Below are 14,704 nucleotides of genomic sequence, written 5' to 3' on the forward strand. Positions count from 1 at the left end.
CGCACCGTGTCGGTGTGGAGCCCTACCCTGGTTGCATGAGCAACTGGGGCCGGATCGGGGTCTTCGACCTCGAGACGACGGGTGTCGACGTCGACACGAGCCGGATCGTCTCGGCGTGCATCGCCGTGCTCGACGAGGACGGCGCGGTCATCGATCGGTGGGACTGGCTCGCGGACCCCGGCATCGAGATTCCCGAGGGCGCGGCGCGAGTGCACGGCATCACGACCGAGCGGGCGCGCGCCGAGGGGCGCGCTGCGGTGGTAGTCGTCGCCGAGATCGCGCAGACGCTGCGGGTGCTGCAGGGGCTCGGGATGCCCCTCGTCGTGTACAACGCCCCCTATGACTTGAGCCTGCTCGACCGCGAGTGCCGACGGCACGCCGTCGAGCCGCTCGCGGAGTTCGCGGCAGTCATCGACCCGCTCGTCATGGACAAGGCCGTCGACCGCTACCGCAAGGGCAAGCGCACTCTCGAGGTGACGGCGGAGCTCTACGGTGTCGCTCTCGACGAGGCGCACGACGCCGGTTCCGACGCGATCGCCGCGGGCCGCGTCGCGCTAGCCCTCGCTCGTGCCTACCCCGAGGAACTCGCACTCGGCGCTGCGGACCTCCACGGCAGGCAGGAGATCTGGTACCGCGAGCAGGCGGAGAGCTTTCAGCAGTACATCCGCCAGTCGAAGGGTGACGAGACGTATGTCGCCGACACCGAGTGGCCAGTGCGCACGGCGGAGAGCCCGCTGTCGTTCCTCGACACCCAGCCCATCCCCGCGCCCGCCCCGCGCCCGTCGCTCACGGTCCCGGTGATCGACCTGTACGGAACGGGCGTCCTGTCTCTCGAGGCACTCGCGGCCGCACCCGCGTCGGCGTACGCGACCGCTCCCCCACCCGCTCCGATCGGCTCACTGTCGCAGCCCTCGGCGGTACCGGTCCCGAGCGCGCAGGAGTCCGCGGTCGCCCCCGCATCGATTGCGCCTGCACCCGCCGCCCCGGCGTCCGCCGCGCGGAAGCCGACGGTACTGCGCGTAGCCGCCGGGATCATCACCGACCCGGAGGGTCGCACTCTCGTCGTCCGCAAGCGCGGTACGACGGCGTTCATGCAGGCCGGCGGCAAGATCGAGCCCGGCGAGAGCGCCCTCGAAGCCCTGACTCGCGAGCTGCTCGAGGAGGTCGGCCTCATCCTCGACCCCGACACGACCGAGTATCTGGGCAGCTTCCGGGCGGAGGCTGCCAATGAGCCCGACACCGTCATCCGCGCCGAGGTGTTCGCGCTCGTGAGCGACGGGATGCTCGCTGCCGCCGGCGAGATCGAGGAGTTGCGCTGGCTCGAGGTGGTCGACCTGGACGGCGTGGAATTGGCGCCCCTCACGCGCGACACGATCCTGCCGCTGTGGATCGAGCGCCGCTCCGCGCTGTTCTGAGCGCGGCGCCACGCAGCAACGCGAAACGGCCGGCCCCGTGAGGGACCGGCCGTTTCGGCGTGTGCTCTAGGCGACTAGTTGCTCGCGGGCTTGGCGCCGAACTTGGCGTAGCGCGAGTTGAACTTCTCGACGCGACCCGCCGAGTCGAGGATGCGCTGCTTGCCCGTGTAGAACGGGTGCGACTCGCTCGAGATCTCGACGTCGATCACGGGGTAGGTGTTGCCGTCCTCCCACTCGATCGTCTTGTCGCTCGATACGGTCGAGCGCGTGAGGAACGTCGCTCCCGACGCGAGGTCGCGGAACACGACGGCCGCGTACGTGGGGTGGATGTCGGTCTTCATGGTGATTCCCTGTGATGTGTGGATGGAGAGACGAGCTGTAAAGTCGAGTGCCGCGCGCGACAGGGCGCGGGCCAGCTACCTAGTTTAGCAGACGGGGGCGAAACTCACGCCGCTCGGGCGGTGAAGCGGCCCGCGTCCTTCGTCACCGCGAGGGGCAGTCCGAACGCCCCGCTGAGGTTCTCCGACGTGATGACCTCGTCGATCAGGCCGGCCGCGTGCACGGTCCCTCCCGAGAGCAGGAGCGCGTGGGTGAAGCCCGCCGGAATCTCCTCGACGTGGTGGGTCACCATGACGATCGCCGGGGCCTCCGCGGCGCTCGCAAAGCCGCCGAGCAGTTGCACGAGCTCTTCGCGCGACCCGAGGTCGAGGCTCGCGGCAGGCTCGTCGAGCAGGAGGAGCTCGGGGTCGGTCATTACGGCGCGGGCGATCTGGACGCGCTTCTGCTCGCCGTCGCTGAGGGCGCCGAAGCGGCGCTCCGCGAGGTGGTCGAGCTTCCACTCGGACAGCACCCGCCGTGCGCGGCGCACGTCGACGTCGTCGTAGCTCTCGTTCCAGCGGCCGGTCACCGAGTAGGCCGCCGTGAGCACGACGTCGACGACCTGCTCGTCGCGCGGGACCCGGCGGGCCATCGCCGAGGACGCGAACCCGATGCGGGGCCGCAGCTCGAACACGTCGGTCCGGCCGAGGGTGTCGTCGAGCACGGTCACCCTGCCGGAAGTGGGATGCATCTGCGCCGCCGCGAGCTGCAGGAGCGTGGTCTTCCCGGCACCGTTCGGGCCGAGGACCACCCACCGCTCCGACTCGTCGACCGTCCAGGAGACGGAGTCGAGGATGGTGGTGCGGTCGCGGACCACGGAGACGTCGGAGAGCTGCAGAACGCTGGTCATGATGGCTTCCAGCCTAGGTCACGCTCGCGTAGATCTCGGTGGTGCGACGCGCGATGCTCGACCAGCTGAACTCGCGCTCCGCCCGTTCCCGGCCCGCGCGGCCCATCGCCCGAGCGGCCTCCGGGTCGGAGACGACCTCGGTGAGGGCGGCGGCGAGATCGGCGACGAAGCGGTCGGGGTCGATGGGTGTGCCCGTGCCATCCTGGACTTGCTCGATCGGCACCAGTCGACCGGTCACCCCGTCCTCCACGACCTCGGGGATGCCGCCGGTCGCCGTGCCGACGACGGGCGCGGCGCACGCCATCGCTTCGAGGTTCACGATGCCGAGCGGCTCGTAGACCGACGGGCAGACGAACGTCGTGGCGCGAGTGAGCACCGCCGACAGCTCCGCCTGGCTCAGAAGGCGCTCGAGCCAGATCACCCCGGAGCGCTCCTGCTGGAGCGCGGCGACGCCCGCCTGCACCTCCGCGAGGATCTCCGGCGTGTCGGGAGCTCCCGCGCACAGGATGAGCTGCACGTCGGGGGGCAGGAGCCGTGCCGCCCGCAGCAGATACGGCAGCCCCTTCTGGCGGGTGATCCGGCCGACGAACACGACGGACGGCCGGTCGGGGTCGATTCCCAGGCCGCGGAGGAGCTCGGGCTCGTCGAGCGGCACCCACCGCTCGAGGTCGATGCCGTTGTGCACGACCTGGACGCGAGCCTCGTCGAGGGCGGGATAGGAGCGCAGGATGTCCCGGCGCATGCCCTCGCTGACCGCGATGACCGCGGCAGCGGCTTCGAACGCTGTCTTCTCGATCCAGCTCGAGACGCGGTACCCGCCGCCGAGCTGCTCCGCCTTCCACGGCCGCAGTGGCTCGAGGCTGTGGGCTGTGACGACGTGCGGGATGCCGTGCAGCATGCTCGCGAGGTGACCCGCGGCGTTCGCGTACCAGGTGTGCGAGTGCACGAGGTCGGCTCCCGCCACGTCCTGCGCGATTTGGAGGTCCACGCCGAGCGTGGCGAGGGCCGGGTTGGCGCCCGCCAGGTCGGACGGGACGAGGTAGGAGTGCACGTCGGGCTCGTCGCGGGGCATCCCGAAGCAGCGCACCACGACGTCGATGTCGCCGCGGAGCGCCCGCACGAGCTCCGCGACGTGGACGCCGGCACCCCCGTAGACCTCCGGCGGATACTCTCGGCTGATCAGATCGACTCGCATCCTCCGACGGTACTCCACCGTGTCGCTGGTCGCGGGCAAGCCCCTCCCCTAGTCTTGGCACATGGCGTCTCCCAAGATCTTCGGCATCGTCCTCGCCGGCGGCGAGGGCAAGCGGCTCATGCCCCTCACCGCGGATCGCGCCAAGCCGGCCGTCCCGTTCGGGGGCGGCTACCGGCTCATCGATTTCGCCCTCTCCAACCTGATCAACTCGGGGCTGCGCCAGATCGTCGTCCTCACGCAGTACAAGTCGCACAGCCTCGATCGCCACGTGTCCCAGACGTGGCGCCTGTCGGGGCTCCTCGACGCGTATGTGGCGTCGGTGCCCGCCCAGCAGCGCCTCGGCAAGCGCTGGTTCAGCGGCTCGGCCGACGCGATCCTCCAGAGCCTCAACCTGTTGCGCGACGAGAAGCCCGACATCGTGGTCGTCGTCGGCGCCGACCACGTGTACCGCATGGACTTCAGTCAGATGATCGATGCGCACATCGAGTCCGGTCTCGGGCTGACCGTCGCCGCCATCCGGCAGCCGATCGCGCTCGCCAACCAGTTCGGCGTCATCGAGCTCGACGCGAACGACCCCAACCGGATCGCCGCGTTCCACGAGAAGCCCGAGAAGCCGGTGGGGCTCGCTGACTCGCCCGGTGAGGTCCTCGCGTCGATGGGCAACTACGTCTTCGACGCCGACGTCCTCATCGACGCGGTCATCCGCGATGGCGAGCGAAGCGACTCGAACCACGACATGGGCGGCGACATCGTGCCCGACTTCGTGTCGCGGGGGCTCGCCGGCGTCTACGACCTGAATCGCAACAATGTGCCCGGCTCGACCGATCGTGACCGTTTCTACTGGCGCGATGTGGGGACGATCGAGTCGTTCTTCGACGCGCACCAGGACCTGATCTCGGCGCTCCCCGTGTTCAACCTGTACAACCGCGAGTGGCCGATCTTCAGCCAGCAGCTCAACTCGCCCCCGGCGAAGTTCGTGCGGGATGCGCGCGGCTACCTCGGCACGATGATCGACTCGATCGTCTCGCTCGGCTCGCTGCTCTCCGGCGCGCACATCGAGCGCAGCGTCCTCGGGCCGTGGACGGTCGTGGAGTCGGGGGCCATGGTCGTCGACTCGGTGGTCTTCGAGCGCGCCCGGATCATGCCGAACGCCGTCGTGCGCAAGGCTATCCTGGACAAGGAGGTTGTGGTCGAGGCCGGGGCATCCGTCGGAGTCGACCACGACGCCGACCGGGCCCGCGGGTTCACGGTCACCGAGACGGGCATCACCGTCGTCGGCAAGGGCGTCATCGTCAGCTGAGCCGGGCCTCCTCTCCGCACGCAGGAAAGGCCGCTCTCCCCCATGTCCCGATTCCTCGTCGTGCTCGACGTCGACTCGACCCTCATCGAGAACGAGGTCATCGAACTGCTCGCCGCCGAAGCCGGCTCGCTCGAGCAGGTCGAGGAGATCACCTTCCGCGCGATGAACGGCGAGATCGACTTCGAGGAGAGTCTCCGCGCTCGAGTGGCGACGCTCGCCGGACTCCCCGAGTCGGTGTTCGCGACCGTCGGTGAGCGCGTGCGCGTCACCCGCGGGGTCCCGGAGATGATCGCGGGGGTGCGCGCCGCGGGAGGGCGCGTGGGCGTCGTGTCGGGCGGCTTCCACGAGGTGCTCGACCCTGTTGCGCGATCACTGGGGCTCGATCACTGGCGAGCGAACCGCCTGGAGGTCGTCGGCGGGGCGCTGACGGGGTCTCTCGAAGGACCGGTCATCGATGCGGAAGCCAAAGCGAGCACCCTGCGGGAGTGGGCCGCCGAGGCATCCCTCCCGCTCTCGAGCACCGTCGCGGTCGGGGACGGCGCCAACGACCTGCCGATGATGGCGATCGCGGGACTCGCGGTCGGCTTCGACGCGAAGGCGCCGGTGCGCGACCTCGCGGGCGTCCTGATCGACGACCGGGACCTCAGCCAGATCCTGCCGCTGCTCGGCCTGCGGGGCTAGTGCCCCATCCCGAGTCCGCCGTCGACGGGGATGACCGCGCCGGAAATGTAGGCGGCGTCGTCGCTCGCGAGCCACGCGATCACCTTGGCGACCTCCTCGGGGCTCGCGAACCGTCCGGCCGGGATCTGCTGTTTGTAGGCGTCCTGCTGCTCCTGCGGCAGCTCCGCCGTCATGTCTGTCTCGATGAAGCCGGGCGCGACGACGTTCGCCGTGATGCCGCGACCGCCGAGCTCGCGAGTGAGCGACCGTGCGATGCCGATGAGGCCGCTCTTGGAGGCGGAGTAGTTGATCTGGCCCGCCGAGCCGAGCAGTCCCACGACGCTCGAGACGAGGATGACACGGCCGAAGCGCGCCTTGAGCATCCCCTTGGAGGCGCGCTTGACGACGCGGAACGAACCCGTCAGGTTGGTATCGATGACGTCGGTGAAGTCCTCCTCGCTCATGCGCAGCAGGAGCGTGTCGCGCGTGATGCCGGCGTTGGCGACGACGACCTCGACGGGGCCGAGCTTCTCCTCCACCTCGGTGAACGCGGCATCGACGCTCGCGGCGTCGGTGACGTCGGCGATCACCGTGAGCGTTCCCTCGGGACCGGAGCCGGACCGTGCCGTGACGGCGACCCGGTGGCCTTGCGCCACGAACTCCTCCGCGATCGCGCGGCCGATGCCGCGGTTGCCTCCGGTGACGAGAACGGTCCTGGGTGTGGTCATGCGCCCAGCCTATAGTCGAGCCGATCCCGACGTAGGCTGGTATAGAGGGCGCCCCGGTGGCCTGCCGGAGCCCCGTCCGACGGTCGAATCGAGCCCATGAACACGCCGCAGTCCATCACCACCCTCGGGGAGTCCCCTGAGGAGGAGCGCAACCGCAGGATGCTGCGGTACGCCATCGCCATGGGGATCCGCACGGTGTGCGTCATCCTGTGCTTCTTCGTGCAGGGCTGGTGGCTCGTGCTCCCGATCCTCGGGGCCATCGTGCTCCCGTACGTCGCCGTCGTGATCGCCAATGCGAGCTCGCGTCCGACGACAGGAGCCGTGGAGTCGGTGCGGTTCTCGCTGCCCGCTCCCGATCGAGGTGACGCCGACCGGTGATGGAGGACGAGGCTGCAGCGCACTGCTCGCGGGCCGGGTGCCGCGCGGACGCCGCCTGGTCGATCGGCTGGCGCAATCCCCGCATCCACTCCGCCGACCGCGTGAAGCTGTGGGCCGCGTGCGACGAGCATCGACCGTTCCTGCACGACTACCTCGAGACCCGGGGCTTCCCGGTCGTCGTGGTCCCGGCGGGCACGGTGATCGACGTCGTGCCGGACGGATCCCGGTCGTGACGGGCGTGGGGTGGCGCTTCGCCCTGTCCCGGCGCTGGCTCGGCTACCTGGCCCTCGTCGTCGTCTTCGCGGTCGCGTGCTCGTTCCTGGCCATGTGGCAGCTGGCCCGCCGCGAGGAGGCGCGTCAGGAGATCGAACGAGTGGAGCAGAACTGGGACTCCGCTCCCGTCTCCCTGGCCGAGGCGCTGCCTGATCGCGAGTCCTTCGACGCCGACGACAAGTGGATCCCCGTCGAGGTGACGGGAACGTACCTGACCGACGAGCAGTTGCTCGTGCGCGGTCGGCCGCTCGGCGGCGCGGCAGGATTCGAGGTGCTCGTGCCGCTCCTCCTCGAGGACGGCTCCGTCTTCATCGTCGATCGGGGCTGGGTGCCCGCCGGCAATGAGCAGGACGAGCCGGATGCCGTTCCCGCGCCGCCGACGGGAGAGGTCACCGTGGTGGCGCGCCTGAAGGCTGGCGAGCCAGTCGTTGCGGGGCGCTCGGCTCCCGAGGGGCAGATCGCCACCATCAACCTCCCCGACATCCAGGAACGGCTCGGGATGCCGGTCTACACGGGTGCCTACGGACTCCTCGCGAGCGAGTCCCCCGCCCCCTCCACGCGGCCCACGGCGACGGTGCGGCCGGAACCCGATGAAGGCCCCCACCTCTCGTACGCGTTCCAGTGGTTCGTGTTCGGCTTGCTCGCCTTCGTCGCCCTCGGCTGGGCGATCCGCCAGGAGTACCGCTATCGCAACAGCGACGATCCGGCGGAGCAGGAGCGGGCGGAGCGCCGCCGGCAGAAGGCTGCAGCACGCAGGCCCAGTGACAACGAGGAAGAGGATGCCCTCCTCGACCGCTGACCAGCCGCAGGAGTGCTAGGCGAGCGCGATGAGGTCGGCGTAGTCCTTGTTCCAGTGGTCCTCGACGCCGTCCGGCAGAATGAGCACCCGCTCCGGGTTGAGGGCCTCCACGGCCCCTTCGTCGTGGCTGACGAGCACGACGGCTCCGGTGTAGCCCGCGAGTGCCCCGAGGATCTCCTCGCGGCTCGCCGGGTCGAGGTTGTTCGTCGGTTCGTCGAGCAGCAGCACGTTGGCACCGCTCACGACGATCATGGCGAGGGCGAGTCGAGTCTTCTCGCCGCCGCTCAGGACTCCGGCGGGCTTGGCCGTGTCATCCCCGGTGAACAGGAACGAGCCGAGCACCCGCCGCGCCTCCGTCTCGGTGAGGTTCGGGCTCGCGGACACCATGTTCTCCAGCACCGACCGCTTGACGTCGATCGTCTCGTGCTCCTGTGCGTAGTATCCGATCCGCAAGCCGTGACCGGGGACGACCTCGCCCGTATCGGGCTCGTCGACGCCCGCGAGCATGCGCAGCAGAGTCGTCTTCCCCGCTCCGTTGAGCCCCAGCACAACGACCTTCGAACCGCGGTCGATCGCGAGGTCGACGGCGGTGAAGATCTCGAGCGAGCCGTAGCTCTTGGAAAGGTTGTTGGCGGTGAGCGGGGTGCGACCGCACGGAGCGGGCTCCGGGAAGCGCAGCTTGGCGACACGGTCGACGGTACGCACCTCCTCGAGTCCTGAGAGCATCTTCTCGGCGCGCGCGACCATCTGGTGCGCCGCGGCGGCCTTTGACGCCTTCGCCCCGAATCGCGCAGCCTGCAGCTGGAGCTGCGTCGCCTTCTTCTCGACGTTGACGCGCTCCTTCTTCCGCCGCTCCTCGTCCGCCTCCCGCTGCCGCAGGTAGTGCTTCCATCCCATGTTGTAGACGTCGATCACCTGGCGGTTGGCGTCGAGATAGAAGACTTTGTTGACGGTCTCGCCGACGAGGTCGACGTCGTGGCTGATGACGATGAATCCGCCCTGGTAGCTCTTGAGGAACTCGCGCAGCCAGACGACCGAATCCGCATCGAGGTGGTTCGTCGGCTCGTCGAGGATCATCACCTCGGCGTCGGAGAAGAGGATGCGCGCGAGCTCGATGCGGCGCCGCTGACCGCCCGAAAGGGTCTTGAGAGGTTGGTCGAGGATGCGGTCGGGCAGGCTCAGATTGCTCGCGATGGACGCCGCCTCCGCCTCCGCCGCGTACCCGCCGAGGGCGTCGAAGCGGTCGGTCAGCCGCGCGTACTTCTTCATCGCGGCGTCCGCGACGGCCGCGTCGTCGCTCGCCATCTCGGCTGTCGCCTTCTGCATGCCGGCGACGAGGTCGCCGAGACCGCGGGCATTCAGGATGCGCGTGCGCGCGAGCTCCTCGGGATCGCCCGACCGCGGGTCCTGCGGCAGGTAGCCGATCTCTCCCCCGCGCTCTATCTTGCCGTCCGTCGGCGGCAGCTCGCCCGCGAGGACCTTGGTGAGCGTCGTCTTGCCGGCGCCGTTGCGGCCGACGAGCCCGATCTTGTCGCCCCGGTCCACGCGGAAGGACACGTCCTCCATGAGGAGTCGTGCTCCCACGCGCAGCTCGAGGTCGTGCACAGAAAGCACAGCGATAGTCCAGTTCTTTGGGCGCGGTAATACAACGCAAGTCAGGGGGGTCAGCCAGATAGTCTACTTCGTGCGCCGAGGCACACCGCCCGGCCCGCCCGACCCCGAGGAGACCCCTTGAGCTCACTGACCCTGGCCGTCGGCCGCCCGACCCTTGCCGACAAAGTCTTCAGCCGCAGCATCGCCACCGACCTCGTCCTCATCGCCGCGGGAGCGGCGCTCACCGCGGTCGCCGCGCAGATCGCCGTGCCCCTCTGGCCGGTTCCGATCACGGGCCAGACGCTCGCCGTGCTGCTCGTCGGTGTGTTCCTCGGCGCCACGCGCGGCGCCGCGTCGCTCGCGCTCTACGCCGTGCTCGGTATCGTCGGCCTGCCGGTGTTCAGCGACGCGTCCTCGGGCTGGCACGTCGTTGCGGGACCCACCGGCGGGTACATCATCGGCTTCGTCTTCGCGGCGGCATTCACCGGCTGGCTCGCGCAGCGGGAGTGGGACCGGAAGCCGGTGTGGGCCTTCCTCGCCTTCCTCGTCGGCTCGGTCATCCCCTTCGCCTTCGGCCTGCCGTGGCTCGCGGCGGCCCTCGGCAACCTCGGCCTCGACAACTCCCTCGGCGCGGTCCTCCAGAGCGGGCTCTACCCGTTCATCCTGGGCGGCGTGATCAAGGCCGCGCTCGGTGCGGGGATCATCTCGCTCGCGTGGTTCGGAGTGCGTCGCCGGGATGCCCGTGCCGAGTCGAGCGCCGAGTAGCGCTCCTCGAACGACGAAGGCCCGGACGGAGAACCTCCGTCCGGGCCTTTCGCTGTGCGGTCTAGATCGAGAAGCCGAGGGCGCGCATCATGTCGCGGCCGTCCTCGGTGATCTTCTCGGGGCCCCACGGCGGCATCCACACCCAGTTGATGCGGAACGCCTCGACGATCCCGTCGAGGGCCTGCGCCGTCTGCTCCTCGATGACGTCGGTGAGCGGGCAGCCCGCCGACGTGAGGGTCATGCTGATGATGAGCGCGTTGTTCTCGTCGTCCCAGCTGAGGTCGTAGATGAGACCCAGGTCGACGATGTTGACCCCGAGCTCGGGGTCGACGACGTCCTTGAGCGCCTCCTCGACCTGGTCGAAGAGCGCGGGTGCGAGCGCTGTAGCCATGGCTCTACGCTACGCCCGAGGGCTGGAGGAATCGATCGTAGCCCTCGTTCTCGAGTCGCTCGGCGAGCTCCGGGCCGCCCTCCTCGGCGACCTTGCCGTCGACGAAGACGTGCACGAAGTCGGGCTTGATGTAGCGCAGGATGCGCGTGTAGTGCGTGATGAGGAGCACTCCGAGGTCGGTGGCCGCGTGGGCGCGGTTGACTCCTTCGGACACGATCTTGAGCGCGTCGACGTCGAGACCGGAGTCGGTCTCGTCGAGCACGGCGAACTTCGGCTTGAGGAGCTCCAGCTGGAGGATCTCGTGCCGCTTCTTCTCGCCTCCCGAGAATCCCTCGTTGACGTTGCGCTCACCGAACGACTTGTCCATGCGCAGCGCGCCCATGGCCTCGCCGACCTCCTTGACCCAGCCGCGGATCGCGGGGGCCTCGCCGTCGATCGCCGTCTTCGCGGTGCGCAGGAAGTCAGTCATCCGCACGCCGGGGATCTCGACCGGGTACTGCATCGCGAGGAAGATGCCGGCGCGGGCACGCTCGTCGACGCTCATCTCGAGCACCTCGGCGCCGTCGAGCAGGATCGACCCGCTCTCGACGTGGTACTTCGGGTGACCCGCGATCGAGTACGCGAGGGTCGACTTACCCGAGCCGTTGGGGCCCATGATCGCGTGGATCTCGCCCTGCTTGACCGTGAGGTCGACGCCCTTGAGGATCTGCTTCGTGCCCTGCTCGGTCTCGACGCTGACGTGGAGGTCCTTGACTTCAAGTACTGACATTGCTCTATTCCTTCGTCGGCCGGATGCTCAGACCGAGACGATCTCGTGGGGGTCGATGGAGACGACGCCGTCGGCGTCGACGTTCACCACGAACACCGGGACGGGCTCGTAGGCGGGGAGGTTCTGGGGCTTTCCGGTGCGCAGCGAGAAGGTGGAGCCGTGCGCCCAGCACTCGATCGCGTCATCCTCGACGAAGCCTTCGGCGAGCGAGATGTCGCCGTGGGTGCACGTGTCGCCGATCGCATGAACGTCGCCGGCGGAGTCCTTCACCACGACGATGGCCGTTCCGTCGAGCACGACCCGGAAGGCCTTGTTCACCTCGAGCTCGTCGAGGGTGCAGACGCGTTCGGCGCTCATGACGCCGCTCCCAGCTCGTCGACGATGCGACCGGCGAGGTAGGACTCGAGCTCCGGGTCGCCGACCTTCTGCACGATCTCGTTGAGGAAGCCGATCACGACGAGGCGGCGGGCCTCCGCCTCGCTGATCCCGCGTGCCTGCAGGTAGAAGAGCTGCTCGTCGTCGAACCGGCCGGTCGCGCTCGCGTGGCCGGCGCCGAGGATGTCGCCCGTCTCGATCTCCAGGTTCGGGATGCTGTCCGCCCGGGTACCCTCGCTCAGCACGAGGTTGCGGTTCTGCTCGTACGAGTCGGTGCCGGTCGCGTCCCGACCGATGAGGACGTCGCCCACCCACACCGTGCGGGCGCCATCGCCCTGGAGCGCGCCCTTGTAGTTGACGCGGCCCACGGTGTGGGCCGCCTCGTGGTGGAGGTAGACGCGCTGCTCGAGGTGCTGGCCCGCGTCGGCGAAGTAGAGGCCATAGAGGTCGCCGTTAGCGCCCTCCCCGCTCAGGTGCACGGAGGGATTCACCCGAACGATGGCACCGCCGAGGGAGACGACGATGTGCGTGAGCGAGGCATCCCGGCCGACGCGCGCGAAGTGGCTCGCGAGATGGAGCGCGTAGTCGTCCCACTCCTGAAGGGAGACGACGGTGAGGCGTGCGCCGTCCTCGACGACGATCTCGACGTTCTCTGCGAGAACGCCGGGGCCGGAACTGCGCAGCACGACGTGACCCTGGCTGTTCGGCTTCGCGGTGATGACCGTGTGCGCCGCTCGGGGCGCGCTGCCGAAACCGGACCGGTCGAGACCGACAGCGATCCGCTCGTCGCCGGAGACGGTGACCGAGAGGGCCTTCTGGGTGCTCGACCAGGCGTTGGCGGCGGCACGGTCCTCGGGGGTTCCGGCGGAGCCCACGCGCGGGTCGTCCATACCGATCCACTCGACGGCGGCCCCCGATGAGCTGCCCCGGTCGGCGAGGTCGTAGGCGGAGCCGTCGAGCTCATCGTCGATGAGGGTCTTCACGCGGGAGACCGGTGTGAGCTTCCAGTCGATCTCGACGCCGAGAACGGGAGCGAAGTCCTCGTGGCGAGTCGAGCTGAAGCGCTCGGAACGGGTCTGGACGGGCACCGTCGCGGCGCCCCAACCGCCGTCGCTGTGCGCTCGCGCGCCGTGCTGCTCGGACCCCGCTGCGGACGTCTGGGTAGTGGCGATACTCATTTAGCCGACGGAGCCTTCCATGCTCATCTCGATGAGCTTGTTGAGTTCGAGTGCGTACTCCATGGGCAGCTCGCGAGCGATCGGCTCGATGAAGCCGCGCACGATCATCGCCATCGCCTCGTCCTCGGGAAGACCCCGCGACTGCAGGTAGAAGAGCTGCTCCTCGCTGACCCGGGACACCGTCGCCTCGTGCCCGAGTTGGACGTCGTCGACGCGGATGTCGATGGCGGGGTAGGTGTCCGACCGCGAGATCGTGTCCACGAGCAGGGCATCGCAGCGCACCGTATTGGCGGAGTGGTGCGCCTTCTCATCGACGCGCACCTCGCCGCGATAGCCGGCGCGGCCACCGCCCCGGGCGATCGACTTGGAGACGATCGAGGAGGTGGTGTACGGCGCCATGTGGATCATCTTCGCGCCGGCGTCCTGGTGCTGGCCGGGCCCGGCGAAGGCGACGGACAGCGTCTCGCCCTTCGCGTGCTCGCCGGCGAGGAAGATCGACGGGTACTTCATCGTCACCTTCGAGCCGATGTTGCCGTCGATCCACTCCATCGTCGCGCCCTCGTGGGCGATGGCGCGCTTGGTGACGAGGTTGTAGACGTTGTTCGACCAGTTCTGGATCGTCGTGTAGCGCACGCGGGCGTTCTTCTTGACGATGATCTCCACGACGGCCGAGTGCAGGGAGTCGGACTTGTAGATCGGGGCGGTGCATCCCTCGATGTAGTGGACGTACGAGCCCTCGTCGGCGATGATCAGGGTCCGCTCGAACTGGCCCATGTTCTCCGTGTTGATGCGGAAGTACGCCTGCAGCGGGATCTCGACGTGGACACCCTTGGGGACGTAGACGAACGATCCCCCGGACCACACGGCCGTGTTGAGCGCCGCGAACTTGTTGTCGCCGGCCGGGATGACCGTGCCGAAGTACTCCTCGAAGAACTCGGGGTGCTCGCGCAGCGCCGTGTCGGTGTCCATGAAGATGACGCCCTGGCGCTCGAGCTCCTCGTTGATCGCGTGGTACACGACCTCGGACTCGTACTGGGCGGCGACGCCCGCGACGAGCCGCTGCCGCTCCGCCTCCGGGATGCCGAGCTTCTCGTAGGTCGCCTTGATGTCCTCGGGCAGGTCGTCCCAGCTCTGGGCCTGCTTCTCCGTCGAGCGCACGAAGTACTTGATGTTGTCGAAGTCGATGCCCGACAGGTCGGCACCCCAGAGGGGCATGGGCTTGCGGAAGAAGTTCTTCAGCCCCGCGAGGCGGGTCTTGAGCATGGACTCCGGCTCGTTCTTCAGGGCCGAGATGTCGCGCACGACCTCCTCGTTGATACCGCGCCGCGCCGAGGCGCCCGCTGCGTCGGGGTCGGACCATCCGAACTCATACTGGCCCAGACTGCCCAGCTCGGGTCGGTCGATCAGCACGTCAGCCATAGTTACCTCTTTCCCACCGGTGCCAACCTCGGTGGTTGCGCCGGCATTCCCATTCACAGCACAGAGCCGGGCTTCGGCCTGCAGGCTGACGAGTGTGTGGCTCTGGCGAGTGCACACGCTGGGGCTTGCTTAGACTGAACCAGGACAAGGAGCGGGTCGCTCCGGTGTCTACGCTGACTCCCCGGCTTGGGCGTGTTCTGAGAACCCCAACATTCTACAGACAGCGGCAGGAAATAAC

General features: G+C 68.8%; 17 protein-coding genes. 7 read left to right on the forward strand and 10 right to left on the reverse strand.

What is annotated here, in order from left to right:
- Positions 1–35 precede the first annotated feature (35 nt).
- Positions 36–1,415, forward strand: coding sequence for an NUDIX domain-containing protein (locus Q5716_RS15930; protein WP_369523971.1), 1,380 nt, complete (start codon positions 36–38; stop codon positions 1,413–1,415).
- A 74-nt stretch (positions 1,416–1,489) separates the two neighbouring features.
- Here the strand turns inward: Q5716_RS15930 and Q5716_RS06810 are convergent, their stop codons facing one another.
- From Q5716_RS06810 to glgA, 3 genes are all read right to left on the reverse strand, one after another.
- The gene (locus tag Q5716_RS06810) at positions 1,490–1,756 is read right to left on the reverse strand and encodes a type B 50S ribosomal protein L31 (RefSeq protein ID WP_305002327.1); all 267 of its coding nucleotides are present in this window, start codon (positions 1,754–1,756) and stop codon (positions 1,490–1,492) included.
- A 104-nt stretch (positions 1,757–1,860) separates the two neighbouring features.
- Positions 1,861–2,643, reverse strand: coding sequence for an ABC transporter ATP-binding protein (locus Q5716_RS06815; RefSeq protein ID WP_305002328.1), 783 nt, complete (start codon positions 2,641–2,643; stop codon positions 1,861–1,863).
- Positions 2,644–2,656: 13 nt separating this feature from the next.
- On the reverse strand, positions 2,657–3,838 hold the full coding sequence (glgA, locus tag Q5716_RS06820; protein WP_305002983.1) for a glycogen synthase: 1,182 nt from the start codon (positions 3,836–3,838) through the stop codon (positions 2,657–2,659).
- Positions 3,839–3,899: 61 nt separating this feature from the next.
- On the opposite strand from glgA, the gene Q5716_RS06825 reads away from it, so the two are divergent.
- Positions 3,900–5,138 (forward strand): glucose-1-phosphate adenylyltransferase, encoded by a 1,239-nt coding sequence (locus tag Q5716_RS06825; RefSeq protein ID WP_305002329.1) that lies wholly within the window; start codon positions 3,900–3,902, stop codon positions 5,136–5,138.
- Positions 5,139–5,180: 42 nt separating this feature from the next.
- Complete coding sequence (gene serB, locus Q5716_RS06830; RefSeq protein ID WP_305002330.1) at positions 5,181–5,819, forward strand: phosphoserine phosphatase SerB; 639 nt, start codon at positions 5,181–5,183, stop codon at positions 5,817–5,819.
- On the opposite strand, the gene Q5716_RS06835 is transcribed toward serB, so the two are convergent.
- The gene (locus Q5716_RS06835; protein WP_305002331.1) at positions 5,816–6,526 is read right to left on the reverse strand and encodes a beta-ketoacyl-ACP reductase; all 711 of its coding nucleotides are present in this window, start codon (positions 6,524–6,526) and stop codon (positions 5,816–5,818) included. The genes serB and Q5716_RS06835 overlap by 4 nt on opposite strands.
- A 96-nt stretch (positions 6,527–6,622) precedes the next feature.
- Between Q5716_RS06835 and Q5716_RS06840 the strand changes: the two genes are divergently transcribed.
- Genes Q5716_RS06840 through Q5716_RS06850 form a run of 3 tightly spaced genes read left to right on the forward strand, consistent with a single transcriptional unit; the run spans position 6,623 to position 7,976 of the window.
- A complete protein-coding gene (locus Q5716_RS06840) occupies positions 6,623–6,904 on the forward strand; it encodes a DUF3099 domain-containing protein (protein ID WP_305002332.1) in 282 nt (93 codons plus the stop codon).
- Complete coding sequence (locus Q5716_RS06845) at positions 6,904–7,137, forward strand: hypothetical protein (protein ID WP_305002333.1); 234 nt, start codon at positions 6,904–6,906, stop codon at positions 7,135–7,137. The genes Q5716_RS06840 and Q5716_RS06845 overlap by 1 nt, the downstream gene beginning before the upstream one ends.
- Positions 7,134–7,976, forward strand: coding sequence for an SURF1 family cytochrome oxidase biogenesis protein (locus Q5716_RS06850; RefSeq protein WP_305002334.1), 843 nt, complete (start codon positions 7,134–7,136; stop codon positions 7,974–7,976). The genes Q5716_RS06845 and Q5716_RS06850 overlap by 4 nt, the downstream gene beginning before the upstream one ends.
- 15 nt (positions 7,977–7,991) lie before the next feature.
- Here the strand turns inward: Q5716_RS06850 and Q5716_RS06855 are convergent, their stop codons facing one another.
- The gene (locus Q5716_RS06855; RefSeq protein WP_305002335.1) at positions 7,992–9,590 is read right to left on the reverse strand and encodes an ABC-F family ATP-binding cassette domain-containing protein; all 1,599 of its coding nucleotides are present in this window, start codon (positions 9,588–9,590) and stop codon (positions 7,992–7,994) included.
- Positions 9,591–9,707: 117 nt separating this feature from the next.
- Between Q5716_RS06855 and Q5716_RS06860 the strand changes: the two genes are divergently transcribed.
- Complete coding sequence (locus tag Q5716_RS06860) at positions 9,708–10,334, forward strand: biotin transporter BioY (RefSeq protein WP_305002336.1); 627 nt, start codon at positions 9,708–9,710, stop codon at positions 10,332–10,334.
- A gap of 61 nt (positions 10,335–10,395) precedes the next feature.
- Here the strand turns inward: Q5716_RS06860 and Q5716_RS06865 are convergent, their stop codons facing one another.
- From Q5716_RS06865 to sufB, 5 genes are read right to left on the reverse strand one after another with little or no spacing between them, the layout of a single operon-like run.
- The gene (locus tag Q5716_RS06865) at positions 10,396–10,725 is read right to left on the reverse strand and encodes a metal-sulfur cluster assembly factor (RefSeq protein ID WP_305002337.1); all 330 of its coding nucleotides are present in this window, start codon (positions 10,723–10,725) and stop codon (positions 10,396–10,398) included.
- 4 nt (positions 10,726–10,729) lie between these two features.
- A complete protein-coding gene (gene sufC / locus Q5716_RS06870; RefSeq protein ID WP_305002338.1) occupies positions 10,730–11,494 on the reverse strand; it encodes a Fe-S cluster assembly ATPase SufC in 765 nt (254 codons plus the stop codon).
- A 27-nt stretch (positions 11,495–11,521) separates the two neighbouring features.
- Positions 11,522–11,851 carry a non-heme iron oxygenase ferredoxin subunit gene (locus tag Q5716_RS06875; protein WP_305002339.1) on the reverse strand — a complete coding sequence of 110 codons (330 nt, stop codon included), beginning with the start codon at positions 11,849–11,851 and terminating at the stop codon, positions 11,522–11,524.
- Positions 11,848–13,047, reverse strand: a complete 1,200-nt coding sequence (gene sufD / locus Q5716_RS06880; protein WP_305002340.1) for a Fe-S cluster assembly protein SufD — start codon at positions 13,045–13,047, stop codon at positions 11,848–11,850. Before sufD ends, Q5716_RS06875 begins: the two co-directional genes overlap by 4 nt.
- On the reverse strand, positions 13,048–14,466 hold the full coding sequence (gene sufB, locus Q5716_RS06885; RefSeq protein WP_305002341.1) for a Fe-S cluster assembly protein SufB: 1,419 nt from the start codon (positions 14,464–14,466) through the stop codon (positions 13,048–13,050).
- Between the last annotated feature and the right edge of the window lie 238 nt (positions 14,467–14,704).

This window comes from Antiquaquibacter soli, assembly GCF_030580675.1.
Taxonomy (GTDB): Bacteria; Actinomycetota; Actinomycetes; order Actinomycetales; family Microbacteriaceae; genus Rhodoglobus; species Rhodoglobus soli.